At 51.4% G+C, this 23449-nt stretch carries 26 protein-coding genes, 1 tRNA gene and 1 pseudogene; 12 read left to right on the top strand and 16 right to left on the bottom strand.

Features of this window, described 5'->3' with window-relative positions; all coding sequences use genetic code 11:
- Positions 1–310, top strand: a 310-nt coding sequence (locus KQJ18_RS05515) for a hypothetical protein (protein ID WP_216421616.1), incomplete at its 5' end; no start/stop codon positions are given.
- Between the two features lie 129 nt (positions 311–439).
- Here KQJ18_RS05515 and KQJ18_RS05510 read toward each other — a convergent pair.
- Positions 440–515: transfer RNA gene (locus KQJ18_RS05510), tRNA-Phe, on the bottom strand.
- A 204-nt stretch (positions 516–719) separates the two neighbouring features.
- On the opposite strand from KQJ18_RS05510, the pseudogene KQJ18_RS24890 reads away from it, so the two are divergent.
- A pseudogene (locus tag KQJ18_RS24890) lies at positions 720–830 on the top strand (LysE family translocator); the annotation flags it as partial.
- On the opposite strand, the gene KQJ18_RS05505 reads toward KQJ18_RS24890, so the two are convergent.
- The 5 genes from KQJ18_RS05505 to aspA all read right to left on the bottom strand — a co-directional run bounded on the left by KQJ18_RS05505 (position 827) and on the right by aspA (position 6452).
- Complete coding sequence (locus tag KQJ18_RS05505) at positions 827–1402, bottom strand: transcriptional regulator (protein ID WP_006686267.1); 576 nt, start codon at positions 1400–1402, stop codon at positions 827–829. The pseudogene KQJ18_RS24890 and the gene KQJ18_RS05505 overlap by 4 nt on opposite strands.
- A 36-nt stretch (positions 1403–1438) precedes the next feature.
- Positions 1439–3148, bottom strand: a complete 1710-nt coding sequence (locus tag KQJ18_RS05500; protein ID WP_204525570.1) for a protein-disulfide reductase DsbD — start codon at positions 3146–3148, stop codon at positions 1439–1441.
- Positions 3124–3471, bottom strand: a complete 348-nt coding sequence (gene cutA / locus KQJ18_RS05495) for a divalent cation tolerance protein CutA (protein WP_003025447.1) — start codon at positions 3469–3471, stop codon at positions 3124–3126. The genes KQJ18_RS05500 and cutA overlap by 25 nt, the downstream gene beginning before the upstream one ends.
- A 128-nt stretch (positions 3472–3599) precedes the next feature.
- The gene (gene dcuA / locus KQJ18_RS05490; protein ID WP_038636462.1) at positions 3600–4901 is read right to left on the bottom strand and encodes an anaerobic C4-dicarboxylate transporter DcuA; all 1302 of its coding nucleotides are present in this window, start codon (positions 4899–4901) and stop codon (positions 3600–3602) included.
- A gap of 114 nt (positions 4902–5015) precedes the next feature.
- Positions 5016–6452 (bottom strand): aspartate ammonia-lyase, encoded by a 1437-nt coding sequence (gene aspA / locus KQJ18_RS05485; protein WP_032940252.1) that lies wholly within the window; start codon positions 6450–6452, stop codon positions 5016–5018.
- Positions 6453–6789: 337 nt separating this feature from the next.
- Here aspA and KQJ18_RS05480 point away from each other — a divergent pair, with 337 nt between their 5' ends.
- A complete protein-coding gene (locus KQJ18_RS05480; protein ID WP_006686272.1) occupies positions 6790–7266 on the top strand; it encodes an FxsA family protein in 477 nt (158 codons plus the stop codon).
- A gap of 47 nt (positions 7267–7313) precedes the next feature.
- On the opposite strand, the gene yjeH is transcribed toward KQJ18_RS05480, so the two are convergent.
- Positions 7314–8579, bottom strand: a complete 1266-nt coding sequence (gene yjeH, locus KQJ18_RS05475) for an L-methionine/branched-chain amino acid transporter (RefSeq protein WP_038636468.1) — start codon at positions 8577–8579, stop codon at positions 7314–7316.
- A 274-nt stretch (positions 8580–8853) separates the two neighbouring features.
- On the opposite strand from yjeH, the gene KQJ18_RS05470 reads away from it, so the two are divergent.
- From KQJ18_RS05470 to KQJ18_RS05460, 3 genes are all read left to right on the top strand, one after another.
- On the top strand, positions 8854–9147 hold the full coding sequence (locus KQJ18_RS05470; RefSeq protein WP_000027827.1) for a co-chaperone GroES: 294 nt from the start codon (positions 8854–8856) through the stop codon (positions 9145–9147).
- Between the two features lie 43 nt (positions 9148–9190).
- Positions 9191–10837: a chaperonin GroEL gene (gene groL, locus KQJ18_RS05465; RefSeq protein ID WP_006686275.1), complete on the top strand. Its 1647-nt coding sequence runs from the start codon at positions 9191–9193 to the stop codon at positions 10835–10837.
- Positions 10838–11088: 251 nt separating this feature from the next.
- Positions 11089–11442: a DUF4156 domain-containing protein gene (locus KQJ18_RS05460; protein ID WP_038636474.1), complete on the top strand. Its 354-nt coding sequence runs from the start codon at positions 11089–11091 to the stop codon at positions 11440–11442.
- 88 nt (positions 11443–11530) lie between these two features.
- Here KQJ18_RS05460 and yjeJ read toward each other — a convergent pair whose 3' ends face one another.
- Both yjeJ and epmB read right to left on the bottom strand, forming a co-directional pair.
- The gene (gene yjeJ / locus KQJ18_RS05455) at positions 11531–12394 is read right to left on the bottom strand and encodes a YjeJ family protein (protein WP_085048478.1); all 864 of its coding nucleotides are present in this window, start codon (positions 12392–12394) and stop codon (positions 11531–11533) included.
- 184 nt (positions 12395–12578) lie between these two features.
- Positions 12579–13607 carry an EF-P beta-lysylation protein EpmB gene (gene epmB, locus KQJ18_RS05450; RefSeq protein WP_216421615.1) on the bottom strand — a complete coding sequence of 343 codons (1029 nt, stop codon included), beginning with the start codon at positions 13605–13607 and terminating at the stop codon, positions 12579–12581.
- A 41-nt stretch (positions 13608–13648) separates the two neighbouring features.
- Here epmB and efp point away from each other — a divergent pair, with 41 nt between their 5' ends.
- From efp to ecnB, 3 genes are all read left to right on the top strand, one after another.
- The gene (efp, locus tag KQJ18_RS05445) at positions 13649–14215 is read left to right on the top strand and encodes an elongation factor P (protein ID WP_006686282.1); all 567 of its coding nucleotides are present in this window, start codon (positions 13649–13651) and stop codon (positions 14213–14215) included.
- 57 nt (positions 14216–14272) lie between these two features.
- Entirely contained in the window at positions 14273–14407 is a 135-nt protein-coding gene (ecnA, locus tag KQJ18_RS05440; RefSeq protein WP_016151394.1) for a lipoprotein antitoxin entericidin A, read from the top strand.
- 107 nt (positions 14408–14514) lie between these two features.
- Positions 14515–14661 (top strand): lipoprotein toxin entericidin B, encoded by a 147-nt coding sequence (gene ecnB / locus KQJ18_RS05435; protein WP_032940256.1) that lies wholly within the window; start codon positions 14515–14517, stop codon positions 14659–14661.
- A 30-nt stretch (positions 14662–14691) separates the two neighbouring features.
- Here the strand turns inward: ecnB and KQJ18_RS05430 are convergent, their stop codons facing one another.
- On the bottom strand, positions 14692–15291 hold the full coding sequence (locus tag KQJ18_RS05430) for a LuxR C-terminal-related transcriptional regulator (RefSeq protein ID WP_150344525.1): 600 nt from the start codon (positions 15289–15291) through the stop codon (positions 14692–14694).
- Between the two features lie 256 nt (positions 15292–15547).
- Between KQJ18_RS05430 and sugE the strand changes: the two genes are divergently transcribed.
- A complete protein-coding gene (gene sugE, locus KQJ18_RS05425) occupies positions 15548–15865 on the top strand; it encodes a quaternary ammonium compound efflux SMR transporter SugE (protein ID WP_038642963.1) in 318 nt (105 codons plus the stop codon).
- Here the strand turns inward: sugE and KQJ18_RS05420 are convergent.
- Both KQJ18_RS05420 and blaCMY read right to left on the bottom strand, forming a co-directional pair.
- Entirely contained in the window at positions 15862–16395 is a 534-nt protein-coding gene (locus KQJ18_RS05420; RefSeq protein ID WP_038636486.1) for a lipocalin family protein, read from the bottom strand. The genes sugE and KQJ18_RS05420 overlap by 4 nt on opposite strands.
- A 93-nt stretch (positions 16396–16488) precedes the next feature.
- Positions 16489–17634: a CMY-2 family class C beta-lactamase gene (gene blaCMY / locus KQJ18_RS05415; RefSeq protein ID WP_069324726.1), complete on the bottom strand. Its 1146-nt coding sequence runs from the start codon at positions 17632–17634 to the stop codon at positions 16489–16491.
- Positions 17635–17765: 131 nt separating this feature from the next.
- Between blaCMY and ampR the strand changes: the two genes are divergently transcribed.
- On the top strand, positions 17766–18641 hold the full coding sequence (gene ampR, locus KQJ18_RS05410; RefSeq protein ID WP_069324727.1) for a LysR family transcriptional regulator AmpR: 876 nt from the start codon (positions 17766–17768) through the stop codon (positions 18639–18641).
- Between the two features lie 41 nt (positions 18642–18682).
- Here ampR and frdD read toward each other — a convergent pair whose 3' ends face one another.
- The 4 genes from frdD to frdA are packed head-to-tail and all read right to left on the bottom strand — an operon-like array spanning position 18683 to position 21973.
- Entirely contained in the window at positions 18683–19039 is a 357-nt protein-coding gene (gene frdD, locus KQJ18_RS05405) for a fumarate reductase subunit FrdD (protein WP_003025535.1), read from the bottom strand.
- A gap of 10 nt (positions 19040–19049) precedes the next feature.
- Complete coding sequence (frdC, locus tag KQJ18_RS05400; protein ID WP_006686290.1) at positions 19050–19445, bottom strand: fumarate reductase subunit FrdC; 396 nt, start codon at positions 19443–19445, stop codon at positions 19050–19052.
- A 10-nt stretch (positions 19446–19455) separates the two neighbouring features.
- A complete protein-coding gene (frdB, locus tag KQJ18_RS05395; protein ID WP_006686291.1) occupies positions 19456–20190 on the bottom strand; it encodes a fumarate reductase iron-sulfur protein in 735 nt (244 codons plus the stop codon).
- Positions 20183–21973, bottom strand: coding sequence for a fumarate reductase (quinol) flavoprotein subunit (gene frdA, locus KQJ18_RS05390; RefSeq protein ID WP_038636496.1), 1791 nt, complete (start codon positions 21971–21973; stop codon positions 20183–20185). Before frdA ends, frdB begins: the two co-directional genes overlap by 8 nt.
- 324 nt (positions 21974–22297) lie before the next feature.
- Here frdA and epmA point away from each other — a divergent pair, with 324 nt between their 5' ends.
- A complete protein-coding gene (gene epmA / locus KQJ18_RS05385) occupies positions 22298–23275 on the top strand; it encodes an elongation factor P--(R)-beta-lysine ligase (RefSeq protein WP_003830517.1) in 978 nt (325 codons plus the stop codon).
- Positions 23276–23449 lie beyond the last annotated feature (174 nt).

Raw genomic sequence — 23449 nt, 5'->3', positions numbered from 1 at the left:
CGGGAGCGGATTTGAACGTTGCGCAGCAACGGCCCGGAGGGTGGCGGGCAGGACGCCCGCCATAAACTGCCAGGCATCAAATAAAGTGAAGAAACCCGTCCTGCCGGATGGGCTTTTTTGCGTCTGTGGTGAACACAGCCGTTGTGACCTGGATGTAGGCCTGATAAGCGCAGCGCATCAGGCAATCCCGCACCACGTAAAAGCTTGTCCTGCTACCCGCCCCAAGATCGTCCACCGCTGTACGTCCCGTTACGATGAATCCCATTTTTATATAGATCCCTGGCGTCTGCTTACTGAAATTGGCTGTTAACGGCAAGATTGAGTTTACGTGTGGTGTTTGTGAGAGGTGGCGGGTCAGAAATAGGGTAAAACGATCGGCTGGAAGCTATCAGAAACTACAAAAGCAAAAACCCGCCTCAAGGGCGGGTTCTTTAAATAGTGGTGCCCGGACTCGGAATCGAACCAAGGACACGGGGATTTTCAATCCCCTGCTCTACCGACTGAGCTATCCGGGCAACGGGGCGCATTAAACCGTATTCGCGCCTGCCAGTCAATCAAATTTCAGGAAAAGCGGTTCAACCGCTTAATATTACGGCAATCTGTGCGTTTGTGCCTGAAGTTTGCACAAATCTTCCAGATCGCCACGATGCCGACAGGTCATGCTAAGCGCAAGAAGGGCAGTATGGCAAAAGAGTGATTCACTGCATCTTAATCACATGCTGACCAGGGCGGTTAACCGATTAATTCGCACCACCGTGGCGATGGCACGTTTTCAACGACTGATGGCGTTATGCTTACTCACACCGGCCAGGACGGGCTTGTTCGCTTAGGTTAGCGCGCCGCCCATACGGCACTGGGCAAAGCGCAGAATATCTTCCGCCAGACGGTGTGCCGTTTCGACATCAGCATGGCTACGATTCACCAGCATGCGGCTCAGACATCCCTCCAGCACCAGCTCCATCTGTTTGGCGACCATAGCCGGGTCGTCAACTTCCAGCGTAGTCAGTAGCTCATGAGTGAAGTCATGCGCTGCTTTTTTTTGTTGGTCGGCTAACTGGTGGATTGGATGTCCAGGATCGGGATAAAACGTGCAGGCGGCAATGAACAGGCAGCCGGGATAGCGATTATTGCTCACGCATTCGGACAGCGCGCTGTAGCGTGCCAGTAATTTCTGTTCCGCGCTCAGGGTCTCATCCAGCAAAAGCTGACGCCGCCAGATATCCACCCGCTGGCTGAGGTAACGTAACGCATCATACAGGATGGCCTCTTTATCTGGCCAAAAGCGCTGTAGTTCATCAAGCGGATAATCGATACGTTCGGCCACCATTTCCAGCGTGGTATTGGCTATCCCTTGAACCTCAAGTAATTTCAGGGCTTCTCCCAGGACATCTTCACGTTGCACGGTATTCTCCTCCGTATTTCCTTTTGCAAGTGTCGCTCACGGTTGACGATCGCGCAAATGTGCGCTGAAGGTCGCTGCATCCATAAATCCCGTTACCCGAGCCTCCGGATGCTCTTTACCCTCGGCATCAAAAAACAGGATAGTTGGCAAACCTAAAACCTGTAGATGTTTCAGGAGAGCGACATCCTTGGCATTGTTTGCAGTTACATCCGCCTGTAAAAGCACCGTGTCGCCTAGTGCTTGCTGAACCTGCGGATCGCTGAAGGTGTACTTCTCAAACTCCTTACAAGCCACGCACCAGTCGGCATACAAATCCAACATGACGGGCCTGCCTTTGGCTTGCGCCAGCGCCTGATTTAACGCCTCTACCGAGGCCACCGGCGTAAAGTTAAGGTGTGCCTGGGTTTGAGCATGCGGCGTGCCAAACGCCCAGTCCTGCAATGGACGTACACTGACAAGCGCTGCGGCTAACAGGAGAATCTGCACGATACGCATCCAGGCGTGCTTTGCCTGCAGGCTGGTAATGAATGCCCAGCTAAAGAACGCGACGCCCAACAGTGACCACAGGCGCACGCCCCATTCGTCGCCAATGATGCGTTCAAGCAAGAAGACGGGAAGCGCCAGGATGACGAAGCCGAAAGCGGTTTTAACATGTTCCATCCATGGACCGCTTTTAGGCAGCAGGCGGTTGCCAAAGACGGTAATCAACATCAGCGGCAAGCCCATCCCCAGCGCGTACAGATACAGCGTACCGCCTCCCAGCCACATATTTCCGCTCTGAGCGATATACAGCAAAATCGCGCTTAGCGGCGCGGTTGTGCAAGGAGAACAGATGAGACCCGCAATTGCCCCCATCGCAAAGACGCTACCGGGAGAGCCGCCTTGCTGGCGGTTACTCAGCAACGTGAGGCGCGTTTGCAATGAGGAAGGGAGTTGCAGCGTGAACAGGCCGAACATAGACAGAGCCAGCAGCGTAAAGATGATGGCAAGACCGATCAGAACATAAGGATGCTGTAATGCCGCCTGAAACTGTAATCCGGCGGCGGCAACAACCAGACCCAGCGCAGTATAGGTGAGCGCCATTCCCTGGACGTAGATAAACGTCAGCAGCAGCGCCCTACCGGTTGATAACCGTTGCTTGCCGCCCAGCACGATGCCGGAAATCAGCGGATACATCGGCAGTACGCAGGGCGTGAAAGCGATGCCAATGCCGATTAGCAATGCCCACAGCGCGGAAAAGGGGAGCTGGGCTGCGGGCTGTGGTTTCTCTTCCGGGGCCTCAGTGACAGGTGCGGTAGCCGGAGCCCCCCCGACAGCGGCTGACACTTCACTTAAGGGGACAGTTTTAGTTTCCGGCGGATAGCAAAAACCGGCGTCGGCACAGCCCTGGTACGTGACCGTTAATGTTGCGCCAGTTGCGGCCTGATTAACCGTGACCGGAATATTCAACTGTTTACGGTAAATCTCACTTTTGCCGTAAAACTCATCTTCATGCCAGACGCCAGGCGGCAGTTTTATCTCGGCAATATCGGCCTGAGATGGCGTAATGCTTATCTGTTTGCGATAGAGATAGTAGCCATCTTTGACCTGCCATGAGAGGTTCAGATCGTGTTGGTTTTGCTGAAAATCAAAAACAAACGCCCGATCGGCAGGAACAAACTGCGAGCGGCCGGGCGCGTCAAATAATCCGGCAAAGGTAGATGTGCTGCACAGCAGCAGGATCAGCGTAAGGATGCGTTGAGCCATGAGCGGTAATCAAAGTCTCCGTGAGTGACGGGTAAAACCAGAAGTTCAGGTGTTTGATACGGGTGATGTGACTTCAGGCAATCGAGAAGGGCTTGCTGGTGCGTGACGGTGGTTTTTAAAATCATCTGGACTTCATATTCCTGCTCCAGTTTACCTTCCCAATAATAGAGGGAGGTTGCACCGGGCAGAAGTGTCACGCAGGCTGCCAGCTTTTCCGCTAGCACTTTTGCAGCCAGATCCTGGGCGGTTGCTTCATCCGGAGCAGTACAGAGCACCACAACGGTATCGGGGATGGAAATATCCTGACTCTTTACATCAAGCATAAACACCTCGAAAGAACAGAGTAACCAGCTAAAGAGTGGTCACTATACAACGGACGAGGGAAGGATGTTAGCTAAAGCGGGGTGAGGAGGAGGAACTGCAGGGCGCACGGGCACCCTGCAGAAAAAACTTACAGCATGAAGCTACCCAGCAAGAAGCCGAAGCAGACAGCCAGAACTACACCCAGAGTACCCGGGATGAAGAACGGATGGTTAAAGACGAATTTACCGATGCGGGTTGTACCAGTGTCATCCATCTGAACTGCCGCAACCAGGGTTGGGTAGGTTGGCAGAATGAACAGGCCGGAAACAGCTGCGAAAGAGGCAACAGCGGTCAGCGGGGAAACGTTCAGCGCCAGAGCCATCGGCATCAGTGCTTTAGCGGTTGCTGCCTGAGAGTACAGCAATGCAGAAGCAAAGAAGAAGATGACGGCCAGCAGCCACGGATGACCCTGAATTACGCTACCTGCAGTATCTTTGATCCAGTCAATGTTGTGAGATACGAAGGTATCACCCAACCACGCAACGCCCAGGATACAAATACAGGCGCTCATACCGGCTTTGAAGGTGCTGGAGTTCAGAATGGAGTCAGTTTCAACGCGGCAGATGATGGTAGTCAGCGTCGCGATGCTCAGCATGATGATCAGGATAGCGTTGGTGGTATTCATCAGCGGTTTAGCGACCAGACCGAGGCTTGGGCTGTTAACGATCGCATAGACAACAACGCAAATTACGCCCAGCAGGAACAGCCAAACGGAAGTTTTTGCGCCTGCTTTGATTTCAACTTGTCTTTCACCGCGCAGTTCAACCAAACCTTCTTCCAGACGTTTACGATAAATCGGATCGTCAGACAGTTTAGAGTTGAACAGCATAGTCACCAGGAAGGACATTACCAGAACGGCCAGCAGGGTGGACGGAATAACCACGGACAGCAGGTGAATATAGCTGATGCCATGACCTTCCATTACGGAAGACATGTAAACCACGGCTGCAGAGATTGGTGATGCTGTGATCGCAATCTGAGCAGAAACCACCGCAGTTGAGAGCGGACGGCAAGGTTTGATCCCTTGTTCCTTCGCAACTTCAGCGATAACCGGCAGAGTTGCCAGAGAGATGTTACCCGTACCCGCAAAGATGGTCAGGAAATAGGTCACGATGGGTGCCAGGATCGTGATGTATTTCGGGTTCTTACGCAGCAGTTTTTCAGTTTGATGAACCAGATAGTCCAGACCACCTGCAATCTGCATAGCTGAGATGGCAGCGATAACCGCCATGATAATGGAAATGACATCGAACGGGATATTACCGGGTTTTACGCCGATAGCGGCGAGAACCAGGACACCCAGCCCACCTGCAAATCCAATACCGATACCCCCAAGTCTGGCACCTAAAAAGATTGCCAGCAAAACGATGATAAGTTCTAAAACTATCATATTAGCCTTCCTTGTTGTTTAACAAGTTGATATTAAATTGTTGTTTTTAAGTAACTTCGTGCAAGAAAAAAGGCACGTCATCTGACGTGCCTTCTCTGGTACTACCCTACACGATTACTGCTCGCTTTCATCAGTATAACGTTTTGCTTTATAAGCCGGGTGCATCAGGTTCTGTACTGAGAAGATATCGTCCAGTTCGGCTTCGGTCAACAGGCCGCGCTCGAGGACAACTTCACGTACGCTCTTACCGGTTTCGGCACAAATTTTACCAACGATGTCGCCGTTGTGGTGGCCGATGAACGGGTTGAGGTAAGTAACGATACCGATAGAGTTGTATACGAATGCTTCGCACACTTCTTTGTTAGCAGTAATGCCGCTAACGCATTTTTCCAACAGGTTGTAGCAAGCGTTGCTCAGAATGTGAATGGATTCGAACATTGCCTGGCCGATTACTGGCTCCATAACGTTCAGCTGCAGCTGACCTGCTTCAGACGCCATGGTGACAGTGATGTCGTTACCGATGACTTTAAAGCACACCTGGTTTACGACTTCCGGAACAACCGGGTTCACTTTAGCTGGCATGATGGAAGAGCCAGCCTGCAGTTCCGGCAGGTTGATCTCGTTCAGGCCGGCACGTGGACCAGAGGAGAGCAAACGCAGGTCGTTACAGATTTTGGACATCTTCACAGCCAGACGTTTCAGTGCGCCATGCACCATAACGTATGCGCCGCAGTCAGAAGTTGCTTCAATCAGGTCTTCTGCAGGAACACAGGCAAAACCGGTAACTTCAGCCAGTTTTTTCACTGCCAGCGGAGAGTATTCTTTCGGTGTGTTCAGACCCGTACCGATTGCCGTTGCGCCGAGGTTAACTTCCAGCAGCAGCTCTGCAGTACGCCCAATGTTTTTCACTTCTTCTTTCAGCAGGATGCTGAAAGCACGGAATTCCTGACCGAGGGTCATCGGCACAGCATCCTGCAACTGGGTACGACCCATTTTCAGGATGTCCTGGAATTCATCGGCTTTTTTCTCGAAGCCTTCACGCAGCTGGTTCAGGGCATCAATCAGTTTAATGATGGATGCGTATACCGCGATACGGAAACCGGTTGGGTATGCGTCGTTGGTAGACTGACATTTGTTAACGTGGTCGTTCGGGTTCAGGTACTGATATTCACCTTTCTGGTGACCCATCAGTTCCAGACCGATATTGGCCAGCACTTCGTTGGTGTTCATGTTGACGGAGGTACCCGCACCACCCTGGTAAACGTCTACCGGGAACTGATCCATGCATTTTCCGTTATTCAGGACTTCATCACACGCCGCGATGATGGCATTTGCCACACTTTTAGGAATGGTTTGCAGCTCTTTGTTGGCCATCGCCGCTGCCTTTTTCACCATTACCATGCCGCGAACAAATTCAGGAATGTCGCTGATTTTGTTGTTGCTAATGTAGAAGTTTTCAATCGCTCTCAGAGTGTGAACACCATAGTAAGCGTCCGCTGGAACTTCCCTGGTACCCAACAAGTCTTCTTCGATACGAATGTTGTTTAACATGTGAACCTTCTTTTTCAAGCTGCCAATGATTTGACTAAACACACAGGATATATGTGATTTCGATTGTTTCTCGACCGACGATTATCCCCTGCATCGGTCTGATACCCGAGATCATATGCTGGTTCAGGATTTCTACCGTAATCTGGATCACTTAAAGCGTGGAATTTACCCCTTATTTATTATTCTGTGAAATAGATCACCCCTTTAGGATTAACACTAAATATTAGTGTACAAGCGACTTGAAATTTTGCTAACCACCTCAATATCTGACTGATGCGAGTCATATAATTTTTGAACAGACGTTGTACAAAACGCCTGTTATTAACAGGAGTCCCCTTTGCGCTGGATACCATTACTTGCCATTTTTCTCTATGTTTACATAGAGATATCTATTTTTATTCAGGTTGCCCATGTGTTGGGTGTTCTGATGACCCTGATTTTGGTTATTTTTACGTCGGTTATCGGGATGTCTCTGGTTCGTAATCAGGGATTTAAGAACTTTTTACTGATGCAACAAAAAATGGCGGCAGGTGAAAGTCCGGCTGCAGAAATGATCAAGAGCGTTTCGCTGATTATTGCCGGTCTGCTATTAGTGCTGCCGGGTTTTTTCACCGATTTCCTTGGTCTTCTTCTTTTATTACCCCCGGTGCAGAAGCATCTGACGATGAAACTGCTGCCACATTTGCGTTTTTCTCGTATGCCCGGCGGTGGTTTTAGCGCCGGAACGGGTGGGGGCGAGACCTTTGACGGTGAGTTCCAGCGCAAAGACGAGCATCGTGACAGTATCGAACATAAAGACGATCGTCGGGATTAAGCATCAGTATGTAGGCCGGATAAGCGTTAGCGCCATCCGGCACGTGTTCATATGCCGGATGATGGCGTCAGCGTCGACTTATCCGGCCTGCCGGGTAAAAATAACCACAGCGCAGCCAGCATAATCAGCGCATACAGGCTCTTCCAACCCACCATCGCCAGCAATAGCAGACATAGCAAACCGCCAACGATCGCCAATGCGCGATAGTGTCCTTTCAGTAATCGACAACCTGCCAGCATGCACAGCAGATAAATCATAATAAAGATGCCGTTAGCGTAGACGATTAACGCATCGAGATTGATTTGCAGCATATAGATGCACAAAGTACTGACCACGCAGCAACCTAGCACGGCGTTCAGCGCATTGCGCGGAAGGTGACGAGGGGAAAGACGCGCCAGATAACTCCCCGGCTTGTATTGTGCTTGCGACCAGACCAGCCGGGCGAAACTTTGAATATAAATGTTGAGACTGGCAAAGCAGGCCAGATAACCAATAATGCAGGCGACCCACAGTGCCTGTACGCCAAACAGCTGTACAACAATTTCTGGCAGTGATGCCGCCGCCGCCATTTTCTCGCCATAAGCGCCAAAATGGAGGACGACGACGGTGCATGCCCAGTAGACAGAACCTGCCAGCAGTAGACCGATCATTAGCGCGCGCGGGAAGTCTCGCTCCGGATTTTTAAATTCAGAGGCCAGGTGGGCAAATGCTTCAAGACCGACAAAGCACCAGAACATCACTGACAGGGCAGCGAACAGTCCGGGAAGCTCAATTTCGCTAATTGCAGGGAAGGGGATTTCACTGGGTTTTAGATCGCCCGCCCACCAGATGGCGACAATCAGGGCCACGATCAGCCCGGCAATGACCGTTTGTAGGTTAGCGCTGGAGCTGGCGCCGCGGGAGCCTATGTACCAGACCAACGCCAATGTACCGAGTTCTGCCAGCAGAAGCTGCTCGTCATGCCAGCCAAACATCGCCTGGCCGAATCCTGCGGCAATATGTAATGCCGCAGGCAAGCCAACCGGGATTACCGACAAAAACAGCCATCCGGTGACGCGCTCCAGGCGCGAGCCAAAGGCCATACCGACAAAATGCGCCACGCCGCCCGCGCTGGGGAAATGGCGGCCGAGCACGGCAAAGACAATCGCCACGGGAAAGACTAAAACAATCAGCACCGGCCAGGCCCAAAGACTGTTGTTGCCAGCGACCAGCGCAGCCAGCGCGGGGACGGCAAAAACGCCTGTACCTAATAATGATGTCGACAACAGGCCAACGCCCTGAGCCAGTCCCAGCTCTTGTTTCAGTCCGCTCATAAGTTGTTATCCGGTTATGCCCATTGACCGGGCTACAGTGCAGATTTTGATGGTATCACAATCGGATTTGCTTATGACGACGTGACTGAAATCGTTATGAAATGTGAGGCGTGTCGGTGTTTTGACGGGATTTTCTGCTGATAAAAAATTTTTTTCGCTTGCCCCCTTGAAGGCACAAAAGCCCATCCCCATCTCTCTGGTCACTAGCCGGGAAACCGTTTACGGGCCGGCGTCACCCATAACTGATAAAGACTTTCTCAAAGGAGAGCTATCAATGAGTATTCGTCCGTTACATGATCGTGTGATCGTCAAACGTAAAGAAGTTGAATCCAAATCTGCTGGCGGCATCGTACTGACCGGTTCTGCAGCAGGTAAATCAACTCGTGGCGAAATCATCGCTGTCGGTAAGGGTCGCATCCTGGACAACGGTACCGTACAGCCGCTGGACGTGAAAGTCGGCGATATCGTTATTTTCAACGATGGCTACGGTGTTAAATCTGAGAAGATCGACAATGAAGAAGTGTTGATCATGTCTGAAAGTGACATCCTGGCAATTGTTGAAGCCTAATCCGCGAACGACACTGAACATACGAATTTAAGGGAAAGAGAAAATGGCAGCTAAAGACGTAAAATTCGGTAACGACGCTCGTGTGAAAATGCTGCGCGGCGTAAACGTACTGGCAGATGCAGTGAAAGTTACCCTCGGTCCAAAAGGCCGTAACGTAGTTCTGGATAAATCTTTCGGTGCACCGACCATCACTAAAGATGGTGTTTCCGTAGCACGTGAAATCGAACTGGAAGACAAGTTCGAAAACATGGGTGCGCAGATGGTGAAAGAAGTTGCCTCTAAAGCGAATGACGCTGCAGGCGACGGTACCACCACCGCAACCGTACTGGCTCAGTCCATCATTACTGAAGGTCTGAAAGCTGTTGCTGCGGGTATGAACCCAATGGATCTGAAACGTGGTATCGACAAAGCTGTCGCTGCTGCCGTTGAAGAACTGAAAGCGCTGTCCGTACCGTGCTCTGACTCTAAAGCAATCGCTCAGGTTGGTACCATCTCCGCTAACTCCGACGAAACCGTAGGTAAACTGATCGCAGAAGCGATGGACAAAGTCGGTAAAGAAGGCGTGATCACCGTTGAAGACGGTACCGGTCTGCAGGACGAACTGGACGTGGTTGAAGGTATGCAGTTCGACCGTGGCTACCTGTCTCCTTACTTCATCAACAAGCCGGAAACTGGCGCTGTTGAACTGGAAAGCCCGTTCATCCTGCTGGCTGATAAGAAAATCTCCAACATCCGCGAAATGCTGCCGGTTCTGGAAGCTGTCGCGAAAGCAGGCAAACCGCTGCTGATCATCGCAGAAGATGTTGAAGGCGAAGCGCTGGCAACTCTGGTTGTTAACACCATGCGCGGTATCGTGAAAGTGGCTGCTGTTAAAGCACCTGGCTTCGGCGATCGTCGTAAAGCGATGCTGCAGGATATCGCTACCCTGACCGGTGGTACCGTTATCTCTGAAGAGATCGGTATGGAACTGGAAAAAGCCACTCTGGAAGATCTGGGTCAGGCAAAACGCGTTGTTATCAACAAAGACACCACCACCATCATTGATGGCGTGGGCGATGAAGCGGCAATCCAGGGTCGTGTGACTCAGATTCGTCAGCAGATCGAAGAAGCTACTTCAGACTACGACCGTGAAAAACTGCAGGAGCGCGTAGCGAAACTGGCAGGCGGCGTTGCGGTAATCAAAGTTGGTGCTGCGACTGAAGTTGAAATGAAAGAGAAGAAAGCCCGCGTTGAAGATGCCCTGCACGCAACCCGTGCTGCGGTAGAAGAAGGCGTGGTTGCTGGTGGTGGTGTTGCGCTGATTCGCGTAGCGTCCAAAATTGCCGGCCTGAAAGGTCAGAACGAAGACCAGAACGTCGGTATCAAAGTTGCGCTGCGCGCAATGGAAGCTCCGCTGCGTCAAATCGTTCTGAACTGCGGCGAAGAGCCGTCTGTAGTGGCTAACACCGTGAAAGCGGGTGACGGTAACTACGGTTACAACGCTGCAACTGAAGAATACGGCAACATGATCGACATGGGTATCCTGGATCCAACCAAAGTAACGCGTTCTGCTCTGCAGTATGCAGCTTCTGTTGCGGGTCTGATGATCACCACCGAGTGCATGGTTACCGATCTGCCGAAAGGCGATGCGCCTGACTTAGGTGCTGCTGGTGGAATGGGCGGCATGGGTGGAATGGGCGGCATGATGTAATTTAATCTTCATACTTCAAGCCGCAGGTTCGTTGGCTGCGTTCGTTCACCCCTGTCACTTACTTGTGTAAGCTCCTGGGGTTCATGAACTTGCCGCCTGTCTGCAACTTGAATTATTTGATTAAATACGCCTCTCGCGAAAAATGAGAAACCCCCGGGCAGAAATGTCTGGGGGTTTTTCTTTTGGTCATCTTTTTAGTATATGATTCAGCTACGGACATAACGTCCAACTAATTGATTATGGGGAATGACATGCACGTGAAATATTTAGCAGGGATCGTTGGTGCCGCGCTACTGATGGCGGGTTGTAGCTCCAGCAACGAACTGAGTTCAGCCGGACAAAACGTACGTTTTGTCGAAGACAAGCCAGGCGCAGAGTGCCAGCTGATTGGCACTGCAACCGGTACGCAGAGCAACTGGCTTTCTGGTCAGCATGGCGAAGAGGGTGGGTCTATGCGTGGCGCAGCGAACGATCTGCGTAACCAGGCCGCAGCAATGGGGGGTAACGTAATTTATGGCGTCAGCAGCCCATCACAGGGAATGCTGTCCAGTTTTGTTCCTACCGCCAGTGAGATGAATGGTCAGGTTTATAAGTGCCCAAACTGATAAAAGCTGTTGATGCCGGATGGCGACGCTAAAGCGTCTTATCCGGCCTACGGTATAAATGATCGTAGGCCTGATAAGCGCAGCGCCATCAGGCATTCTGAGCTTTATGCGCAGACTGAACGCGTAAATGATGTAGCGCGCGCAAACACTGATCCTGATTGAGCTTTTGGGTTTTATCTCCCGTCAACGTTTTGACAAACACCTGGCACGGGACACCGGCAAGTTTTTTCAGTCGTGGGCTGAAGTCCAGAAGGCGTCGGGTAATGGCCTCAGCTTCTTTACTGCCGGAAAGGGCGCGAGTTTTCACTACTGAGCCACAGAATTGAGCTTTACCCTTTTCATCCTTATAGCGGTAGATAATCGCCAGGTAATGGTTAAACAGGTTATGTTTCCATTCTGGTTGTGTATATGAATCATATTCAAGATTATCGTTTTGCTGGCAGTCAACATCGTACAGCGGCAGGAAATCCAGCAGCGATGTTATTCTTAGCGCTAATTCCTGCATGCCAGCATTTTTTATTGCATGAATGATTGCATAGGCTAATACCTGGATCTGCAGTTCATTAATCAGTAATTCGTGGATTTGTCCGTTATGCAGTGTCAGAGAAAATGCTAAGCTTTCTCCTTTATCATCCACTAACACCAGAGAATTGATGCGACGGTTTATATCCGCATTTTTTAACTCATCTTCCTGAATTAAAGGGATATTCTCGTGCATCTTTTTACTGGCTTTGTCGCGTTCTTTTTCATATCGCAAACGCGCTTCTTCGCTAAGCTGGTGCTTCGCATGGAGTCTGCTCTCCAGAGCGATAAGCAGATCTCTTAGCCCCAACGGTGAGAGGAAAAACAGTGACTCTTTATTTCTTGGTTCTTTGATCTTGAGTGCCAGAGCAATAAATTCATTCTTCTGACGAATAACACCGGTATTAATACCCTTAATACTAATAGCCATCCAGGGTTCTCCCTAACCATATATTTATTGGGGATTTATATTTTTATTAATTTATAAATTTTGCAAATGAGTTGTTGCACAGTACCAGTTAAAATAGCACATATTAAAAGTGCGACTCCACCTGCACGGATATTAAATACTCGGGATTGGTAGTGAGTGTCCATAATCGGACACTCAATAATCATTATTGCTGGCGTAATTGCAGATCCAACGGCGTTTTACTGGGTTCTCCGCCAATTTCTCGCGCCAGTTTAGGGACCATATAACCGGAAACCAGCGTCAGCAGTTCACGCACAATCTGACGTGCTTCGTCGTCGCTGACCATAAAGTGGGCGGCACCCTGCACTTTATCCAGTACGTGCAGGTAATAGGGCATAACACCCGCATCAAACAGTGCGTTACTAAGGTCGGCCAGGGTTTGGGCGTTATCGTTAACACCCCGTAGCAATACGCTTTGATTGAGTAGCGTGACGCCTGCTTTGCGCAGTCTGAGCATCGCCTGACGAAACGTCTCATCAACTTCATTGGCATGGTTAATATGATTGACCAGCAGAATTTGCAATGAAGAGTGAGCAAAACGCTCGGTCAGCCCTTCGGTAATGCGCGTAGGGATCACAATCGGTAAACGGCTGTGAATGCGCAGACGCTTAATGTGTGGAATGGTTTCCAGTTGCGTGAGCAGCCAGTCCAGTTCGTGATCCTTGGCCATCAACGGATCGCCGCCGGAGAAGATTACCTCATCTAACTCAGGATGGGCAGTAATGTAGTCCAGAGCGACCTGCCAGTTGCGCTTGTTGCCCTGATTTTCGGCGTACGGGAAGTGTCGGCGGAAGCAATAACGACAATTTACCGCGCAGCCGCCTTTGACCAGCAGCAGCGCCCGGTTGCGATATTTATGCAGCAGGCCAGGAACCACACTGTGTTGTTCCTCCAGCGGATCGGTCGAGTAGCCTGGCGCCGCAACAAACTCTTCCTCGGCGGTAAGTACCTGACGCAGAAGCGGATCGTTCGGATTGCCTTTCTCCATGCGCGCAATAAACGCGCGTGGTACGCGCAGGGCGAAAAGTCGTCTCGCGTCGCGTCCGGCCAACAGTTTTTCATCTGCGTCTATATTCAAAAGATGCAGAAGTTCATCGGGATCGGTCACAACATCGGCAAGTTGCGATAACCAATCTTCTCTGGATGGGGTATTTAGGGTTACAATATGCGCCATTTTGTGGCTTAGCTACCAGTTAACAATTTTCAGAGGGCCTTATGGCAACGTACTATAGCAACGATTTTCGTGCTGGTCTTAAAATCATGTTGGACGGCGAACCGTATGCGGTTGAAGCCAGCGAATTCGTTAAACCAGGTAAAGGCCAGGCGTTTGCGCGCGTTAAGCTGCGTCGCCTGCTGACCGGTACTCGCGTAGAGAAAACCTTCAAGTCTACCGACTCTGCCGAAGGCGCAGATGTAGCCGACATGAACCTGACCTTCTTGTATAGCGACGGTGAATTCTGGCACTTCATGAACAACACCACTTTCGAACAGCTGGCTGCAGATGAAAAAGCGGTAGGCGATAACGCTAAATGGCTGCTGGACCAGGCTGAATGCATCGTGACCCTGTGGAACGGTCAGCCGATCTCCGTGACCCCGCCGAACTTCGTTGAGCTGGAAGTCATTGAAACCGACCCAGGTCTGAAAGGCGATACCGCTGGTACTGGCGGCAAACCGGCTACTCTGTCTACCGGCGCAGTCGTTAAAGTTCCGCTGTTCGTACAGATCGGCGAAGTGATCAAAGTGGATACTCGCTCAGGCGAATACGTTTCCCGCGTAAAATAAAACACTTATTTGATCTTGTGGCGCAGGTTGCTGCGCCATACTTTTTCCAGGGCAGGAATGATGAAACGTCTTCTCAGTCTTGTAATGCTAATCCTTTTCACCAGCACCCTACTGGCGGGCTGTAATACCGCGCGCGGCTTCGGTGAAGACATCAAACACCTCGGCAATTCAATCTCTCACGCCGCCAGTTAAACTTCTCACATAATCTGAAAAACGATTGTTTATCCATCACACTTCCGGATCTTGTCTATTATTAAGTAGCTATACACAAACAATATTGGCTAGAAAAGGAAGACGTTATGATTAAGAAGACAATTGCTGCGATCTTTTCTGTGTTGGTACTTTCTTCCGTATTAACCGCGTGTAATACCACGCGAGGCGTAGGGGAGGATATTTCTGACGGTGGTAACGCTATTTCTGGTGCAGCGACAAAAGCTCAGCAATAACGCTCAACGGTACGACGCCGGGTCGTACCGTTAACTCTCCTTATGCGGGAGCGAGAGAAACGGTGAGAAGCGGTTCCCCAGATGAAGCTTCATACGAATATTTCGTTTATAGGTATACACCGTTTTGCCATGAATGCTGAGCGTGGCGGCTATCGCATTGTTGCTCACACCATCCATCCACATTGACAATACTTTCTCCTCCTGCGGTGTCAGCAGTGGCGTCGGGTTTTCGGCTAATGCTAATGTGGGGCGATCTTGTAGCGCTTCCTGAATCGTGTGTGTGAGTGTGTTTAGCGAGGTGTGTTTGGTTAATACCGAATGAGCGATGGCTTGAGAAGTCGGGATGGATGTGTGCTGTCTGTCCGCTGATTGCAGTAAAATCAACGGGATGACGCCACAGCTCATGAAAAAGGGCTTAACTGGCGGAGTGGAATGCGCCTCGCTAATAAAACTGTATAAATCCGCAATGACCAGATGTGGTTTCCACTGCAAAATATGCTCTTTTGCCAACAGAAGATTATTAATTCCTGATACCAGAAATGAGGAGCTGAACCTGCCAGAATGATTAAGCAAGGCCTCAATCCCTGTGCGGGTAAAGTGGCATCGGTCAATCACTAAAATTTTAAGCATAAACTTTTCGCATTCAGAAGAGGGGCAATCGACTTTCTGATTTCAGAAAGCCCTTCATCATAGAGAACTCCGATGAGTGCCAAATGCGGGAACTACGCCGCTAATTATGCTTAATTCTTGCTTTTAACAGACGGTGAATAAAAAGGTTGAAATTCATTTTCTGTCGGGCAAAAATGCCATTTCATACACCAGCTTTGCAGGACGACCTGCAAACGCTTCTTTCACCGGGGACGGCCCCATTGTTCTGGAGCCTCATATGTCCTGGATCATTTTATTAATTGCCGGTTTGCTCGAAGTTGTTTGGGCGATTGGCCTGAAATACACCCACGGCTTCACTCGTCTGACGCCAAGCATTATCACCATTGTCGCGATGATCGTCAGTATCGCCATGCTCTCCTGGGCGATGCGCACCTTGCCAGTTGGGACCGCCTATGCCGTCTGGACCGGTATTGGCGCCGTCGGGGCGGCCATTACCGGGATTCTGCTGTTGGGTGAATCTGCCAGCCCGGCGCGTTTGTTGAGTCTGGGGCTGATTGTGGCTGGCATTATTGGTCTGAAGCTGAGCACTCACTAAGCACCAGGCTGTTTCACCCAAATCAGTTTATTGACGTCAAACCCTTCCCGGGTCGCGATAGCCAACATTTGCTGCTTCATTTCATCTGAAATGGTGGGGGTCCGTGAAAGGATCCACAGGTAATCGCGATCCGGACCACACACCAGCGCGTGGCGATATTCCCGGTCGAGCGCAATCACGTTATACCCACCATAGAAGGGGCCGAAGAATGATACCTTGAGCGCCGCCCGATTTGGGTCGCCGGTGAAATAGGCTTTACCCTCCGTTTTTTGCCACATCCCTCTGTCCGGGTTATAGCCCTTATTGATCACGTTGATACCGCCGTCGTCGCGCAAGCTATACGTTGCGGTCACTTTTTCCAGTCCACGTTCGAAGCGATGGTCTAAACGTGCAATTTCATACCAGGTACCAAGATAGCGTTTGGCGTCAAAGTTATTCACAACGGTAACGCCTTTTGGCGGTGTAGGGGAACTGCAGGCGACAACCAGAAATGCAGCGGTAACTGCAGCAACGACGGGCAGAATGCGCATAAGATTTTCCTTACTGTTTTTTTGTTAAGTGTAGATGACAGCAGGAAAAGAAGAGGAAGAAACGAGGTCCGCTATAGCGGACCTCATCGTCAGTTACTGCAATTTTTCAAGAATGCGCCAGGCGGCCTCGACGCGAGCAGGGTTTGGGTAGCTTTTGTTTGCCAGCATCACGATGCCGAGATTTTTTTCCGGAACGAACGCAACGTAGCTGCCAAATCCGCCAGTGGAGCCGGTTTTGTGCACCCATGAGGCTTTCACTGCAGGAGCGGGCGGATTGACCTCAACGGCGGGAAGCGCCGCTAACGCGACTTTACTGTCGCTACCGTTGATTATCGAGTCGGCATTCACCGGCCAGTTCAGCATCTCCCAACCTAATCCCTGGTACATATCGCCAATATGCCAGTAACGAGCCTGCGCAATTTCAATTCCCTGTCGGAGCGTTTTCTCCTGCACCTGGCTGGCGTCCATGTTGGCCTGAATCCAACGAGTCATATCGACAAGGCTGGATTTCACCCCGTAGGCTTCGGCATCAAGCTGGCCCGGAGATACGTGTACGGGCTTCCCTTCGCGATAACCCCAGGCATAATCCTTTTGTTCGCTCTGTGGAACCGTAATCCAGGTATGCGCCAGTTTTAATGGTTGCAGGACGCGTTTGGTCATCGCCTCTTCATAGCCCATTCCTGAAGGTTTCACCGCCAGTGCGCCAAACAGACCAATACTGGAATTAGCATACAGGCGTTTAGCACCCGGGGCCCATTGCGGCTGCCAGTTTTGATAAAAGCGCAGTAATGCCGCTTTATCTGTAACGTCGTCAGGTACCTGAAGCGGCAGACCACCCGCCGTATAGGTGGCCAGATGCAGCAGGCTGATACCCTGCCATTGTTTGCCAGTTAATTCGGGCCAGTATTGGGTGACCGGATCGCTGAGCTTAATTTCACCACGGGCGATAGCATCGCCGCCCAGCACACCGTTAAACGTCTTACTTACCGATCCAAGCTCAAACAGCGTTTGCCGGGTGACGGGGCGGTCATTGGCGATATCGGCTTTCCCCCAGGTAAAGTAATAGGGTTTTCCCTGGTAGATAATTGCTACGGCCATACCCGGAATAGCCTGTTCTTGCATCAGCGGTGTGATGGTACGGTTTACGATATCGGCAATCTGTTGTTCTGTTTTTGCGGCGGCAAACGTAGAGAAAGAGGCTGTCAGCAGCAACGCGCAGCATAACGATTTTTTCATCATGAAATCAGTTCCGTAATAAAAAGCGAAAGGGTGTCCGGGCCCGTCAGACGCAATCAGTTTGTTTGATTTGCAGTGTGTTGACAAACGGTTAAATTTAGCAGCAGATATAAGTTTTTCTAACAGGCCGGATGATGACGCGTAGCTATATCCCTCTTAACTCACTGCGAGCTTTTGAAGCCGCGGCCAGACACCTCAGCTTTACCCGCGCTGCGATTGAGCTCAACGTGACGCATTCTGCCATCAGCCAGCATGTCAAAGCGCTGGAACAGCAGCTAAATTGTCAGCTGTTTGTGCGCGGCTCCCGTGGGTTAATGCTGACGACAGAAGGGGAAAGTCTGTTACCTGTACTTAATGATTCTTTCGATCGTATGGCGGGGATGCTGGATCGTTTTGCTACTAAAAAAACCCAGGAAAAACTTAAAATCGGAGTGGTGGGGACCTTTGCGGTCGGTTGTCTTTTTCCTCTGCTCAGCGACTTTAAGCGTAGTTATCCGCATATTGATTTGCATATTTCCACCCACAATAACCGCGTAGATCCCGCCGCCGAGGGACTGGACTATACCATTCGCTACGGAGGAGGTGCCTGGCACGATACCGATGCACAATATTTGTGTAGCGCGCTGATGTCCCCGCTTTGCTCGCCAGAATTAGCCGCACAGATCAAGGTACCTGCAGACCTCCTGAAATTCCCGTTATTACGCTCTTATCGGCGAGATGAGTGGACGCTTTGGATGCAGGCCGCTGGAGAAGCGCCTCCGTCACCGACGCACAACGTGGTAGTGTTTGATTCGTCCGTCACAATGCTGGAGGCCGCGCAGGCTGGGATCGGGGTGGCGATTGCCCCGGTAAGAATGTTCACTCATCTGCTTGGTAGTGAACGTATCGTTCAACCGTTTCTAACGCAGATTGATCTGGGGAGCTATTGGATAACGCGTTTGCAATCCCGACCGGAGACATCTGCAATGCGTGAGTTTTCCCGTTGGTTGGCTGGGGCTCTGCACAAATAAAAAGGCCCGCCAATGGCGGGCCTGATAGTTAACGCATGCAATTAGATGGTCAGGATACCAATGGCCGTTACAACGGTCAGGATAGCTGCCAGTCCGTAGAATACCCATTTGCCAGCAGGCACGTGGATTTTCAGGTCATGCATCGCGTGATGCATACGGTGTAAACCGCACCACAGCGGCAGGACGATCATCAGGAACAGGAATGCGCGACCGATAAAGCTCTGAGCGAATGCCAGGACGCGTTCATAGCTGAAGGCATCAGGAACAAAGCCCAGCGGCAGCATAATGCCTACCAGCAGAATCATCACCGGCGCAATGATTGCGCTCCACATACCGCCTGCACCAAACAGGCCCCAGAATACGGGTTCGTCAGAGCGTTTTGGATTTGGATTAATCATTCCGGACTCCTTACCAGAACAGGGCAACAAACAGTATTACTACTGTCGCAACCACAGTAACCGCCCAAAGCCCTTTGATGATTGGCTCTGGCCCCATTTTTTCGTCTTTTACGATGATGTTGGCCGCTTTCGGCGCCAGCTCAAACCAGGTCTTGGTATGCAGCAGCGCGGCTGCCAGGGCGATGATGTTAAGGATCACCACCACCGGGTTCTGCAGGAACCCGACAAAGCCAGCCCAGGATTCCACACCGTGCTTAAGCGCAAACAGGCCGAAGATCAGTTCAATACTGAACCAGACAGCCGGAACGGCTGTGCCTTCACGCAGCATGTAAAAGCGATAAAACGGCAGTTTCTTCCACCAGGTGGACGTCATTGGCCGCACATAGGCGTTGCGTTTAGTCGTCATGTTGCACTCCTTAGCGTGGTTTCAGGGTTGCGATAAGAAAGTCTTTTGAACTTTCAACTTTACCCTGCTGAATGGCCGCAGCCGGATCGACGTGTTTCGGGCAGACTTCGGAGCAGTAGCCCACGAAAGTACAACTCCAGACGCCGTTCGGGCTATTCAATTGAGCCATACGCTCTTTCTTACCGTGGTCGCGGCTATCTTCGTTGTAACGATGCGCCAGCGTAATCGCAGCCGGTCCAATGAACTCAGGGTTCAGGCCGAACTGCGGGCACGCGGCGTAGCACAGACCACAGTTGATGCAACCGGAGAACTGATGATACTTCGCCATCTGCGCCGGAGTCTGGGTGTTTGGACCCTGATCCGGTGTACGCGGGTTACCGATGATGTACGGTTTGATCGCTTCCAGGCTTTCGATAAAGTGCGTCATATCGACGACCAGATCGCGCTCAATCGGGAAGTTGCCCAGCGCTTCGACCTTCATACCGTTGGTGTAATCACGCAGGAAGGTTTTGCACGCCAGCTTCGGCACGTTGTTGACCATCATGCCGCAGGAGCCGCAGATTGCCATACGGCAGGACCAGCGATAGCTCAGGTCCGGCGCCAGGTTATCCTTGATGTAGCCCAACGCATCGAGCAGAGACGTGGTTTCATCGTAAGGAACTTCGTAGAAAGCACTGTGCGGCGCGGTATCGGTTTCCGGGTTATAGCGCACCACCTCAACTTTCAGGTTTTTCATCTCAGCCATTCGCCTTCTCCTTCTTATCGGCTGCTTCCGCTTCGCCACCGTAAACACGTTTAGCCGGTGGCAGAGTGGTGATTTTCACGTCGCTGTATTCCAGGCGAGTCGTGCCGTCAGCATCGCGGAAGGCGAGGGTGTGTTTGAGGAAGTTCACGTCGTCACGCTCGGTGCAGCCTTCATCCAGACGCTGATGCGCGCCGCGGGATTCTTTACGCGCCAGAGCGGAGTGCGCCATACATTCAGCAACGTTCAGACCGTGACCCAGTTCGATGGTGTACAGCAGGTCGGTGTTGAAGACGCTGGAGGTATCAGTGATACGCACGCGCTTGAAGCGCTCCTGCAGCTCAGCCAGCTTATCAACGGTTTTCTGCATGAGTTCCGGCGTACGGTAGATACCGCAACCTTCTTCCATGGAGATCCCCATTTCGTCACGGATCTTAGACCAGTTTTCGTTACCTTCCTGGTTAACCAGATCTTTCAGACGTTTTTCAATACCGGCAACCTGTGCATCAAGCGCGGCACTGTTTGCAGCGCCAGCCGTTGCAGCACGTTCCGCAGCCTGTTCGCCGGCCATACGACCGAAGACCACCAGTTCCGCCAGGGAGTTAGAGCCCAGACGGTTAGCGCCATGCAGACCAACAGAGGAACATTCGCCGACAGCGAACAGACCTTTAATGCGGGTTTCACAGTGCTGATCGGTTTCGATACCGCCCATGGTGTAGTGCGCGGTCGGACGTACCGGGATCGGTTCTTTAACCGGATCGACACCCACGTAGGCTTTCGCCAGTTCGCAGATGAACGGTAAACGTTCGAGCAGTTTTTTCTCGCCGAGGTGACGCAGGTCGAGGTGAACCACATCGCCACGCGGAGTGGAAATGGTGTTGCCTTTGCGCCATTCGTGCCAGAAAGCCTGAGAAACTTTGTCGCGCGGACCGAGTTCCATATATTTGTTTTTCGGCTCGCCCAGTGGGGTTTCCGGACCCATGCCGTAGTCTTGCAGATAACGGTAGCCATTTTTGTTGACCAGAATACCGCCTTCACCACGGCAGCCTTCAGTCATCAGGATACCGGAGCCTGGCAGACCCGTCGGGTGATACTGAACGAATTCCATATCACGCAGCGGAACGCCGTGGCTCAGCGCCATGCCCATACCGTCGCCGGTTACGATGCCGCCGTTGGTGTTGTAACGGTAAACGCGACCTGCGCCGCCCGTTGCCATTACCACTGCGTTAGCGCGGATCTGCACCAGCGTGCCTTCCATCATGTTCATCGCGACGACGCCGCGAGCATGGCCATCGTCAACCAGGATATCGAGAACGAAGTGTTCGTCAAAGCGCTGAATCTGTGGGAACTGCAAAGACGTTTGGAACAGCGTATGCAGCATGTGGAAGCCGGTTTTATCCGCGGCAAACCAGGTACGCTCGATTTTCATGCCGCCGAAGCGACGTACGTTGACGCTACCGTCTTCACGACGGCTCCATGGGCAGCCCCATTGTTCGAGTTGCGTCATTTCAGTTGGGCAGTGGTGGACAAAGTAATCCACGACATCCTGCTCACATAGCCAGTCTCCGCCTGCTACCGTATCGTGAAAATGGTAGTCAAAGCTGTCATGATCCTGCGCGACAGCAGCAGAGCCGCCTTCGGCAGCAACGGTATGGCTGCGCATTGGGTACACTTTTGAGATCAGTGCGATTTTAGCGTTGGGATTTGCTTGTGCGGCAGCAATTGCAGCACGTAATCCCGCGCCACCGGCGCCTATAATGGCAAGATCGGCTTGAAAGGTTTGCACGACATTCCTCCAGATTGTTGTTATTTCATCCCCGCCTGAACTCAGATGCTTCATCGGCTTCAAACAGGTTATGAACGCGTTTCCACTGCTCCTTTATAGGTACAATAGTATAGTCTTAGGGATGTGCGGGAAATTTGACGTGTTCGATTTTTTTAGCGTGTCAAAGGGGGGAATTATCATTGAATTTGATTAATTTAATTACTAAACCACCCAATGTCGCTTTTTTTACCCGATTGCCAGTGCTGATTACTACCGCGGGAAATTTGTCTCGTTAGCGCGATACGAGTAGACTTCGTGCCCTTGTCTTAAATCGGAGAAACAACCATGAGCGAAACGGCAACCTGGCAGCCGAGCGCGTCCATCCCCAATCTGTTAAAACGTGCAGCAATTATAGCGGAGATTCGCCGCTTTTTTGCCGATCGTGGCGTGCTTGAGGTTGAGACCCCTTGTATGAGTCAGGCAACGGTAACGGACATCCATCTGTTCCCGTTCGAAACACGTTTCGTCGGCCCTGGACATTCCCAGGGAATGAATCTCTATTTAATGACCAGTCCGGAATATCACATGAAGCGCCTGCTGGTGGCAGGATGTGGTCCGGTATATCAACTGTGCCGCAGCTTTCGCAATGAAGAGATGGGACGTCATCATAACCCTGAGTTCACCATGCTCGAGTGGTATCGTCCCCACTACGATATGTATCGCCTGATGAATGAAGTGGATGATTTGCTCCAGCAGGTGCTGGACTGCTCTCCGGCGGAAAGCCTTTCTTATCAGCAGGCCTTTCAGCGCCATCTGGAGATAGATCCACTATCAGCAGACAAAACCCAACTGCGGGAAGTAGCGGCTAAGCTGGATCTCAGCAATATCGCCGATACTGAAGAAGATCGGGATACGTTGCTGCAACTGCTGTTCACGATGGGCGTTGAGCCGCATATCGGCAAAGACAAACCGACGTTTGTGTATCATTTCCCCGCCAGCCAGGCATCATTGGCGCAAATCAGTACCGAAGATCACCGCGTGGCTGAGCGTTTCGAGGTGTATTACAAAGGTATTGAGCTGGCGAATGGTTTCCATGAGTTGACCGACGCGCGCGAGCAGCAGCAACGGTTTGAACAGGATAACCGCAAACGTGCCGCGCGTGGCCTGCCACAGCAACCTATCGATACCAACCTGCTTGAAGCGTTAAAAGTGGGCATGCCGGATTGCTCTGGCGTGGCGCTCGGCGTTGACCGTCTGGTGATGCTGGCTCTGGGCGCGGAAAGCCTGGCTGAGGTTATCGCATTTACCGTCGATCGCGCGTAATTTACGCTCTCTCCATACAAAGTGGCGGATAAACAGCCACTTTGTAGCATATTTTTTCATTTACCCTCTAATAGCCACAATTTACATCTGGATGTTTGATATCTTTCAGGTATCAATTCTGTGTTAATTTTTTATCGCTGAACTCCGCAATGAGAGCAGTGCCAATCGGTGAGC

The sequence above is a fragment of the Citrobacter sp. S55_ASV_140 genome, from assembly GCF_018919505.1.
GTDB lineage: Bacteria > Pseudomonadota > Gammaproteobacteria > Enterobacterales > Enterobacteriaceae > Citrobacter > Citrobacter werkmanii.
This window is presented reverse-complemented; position numbering and strand designations above follow the sequence as displayed.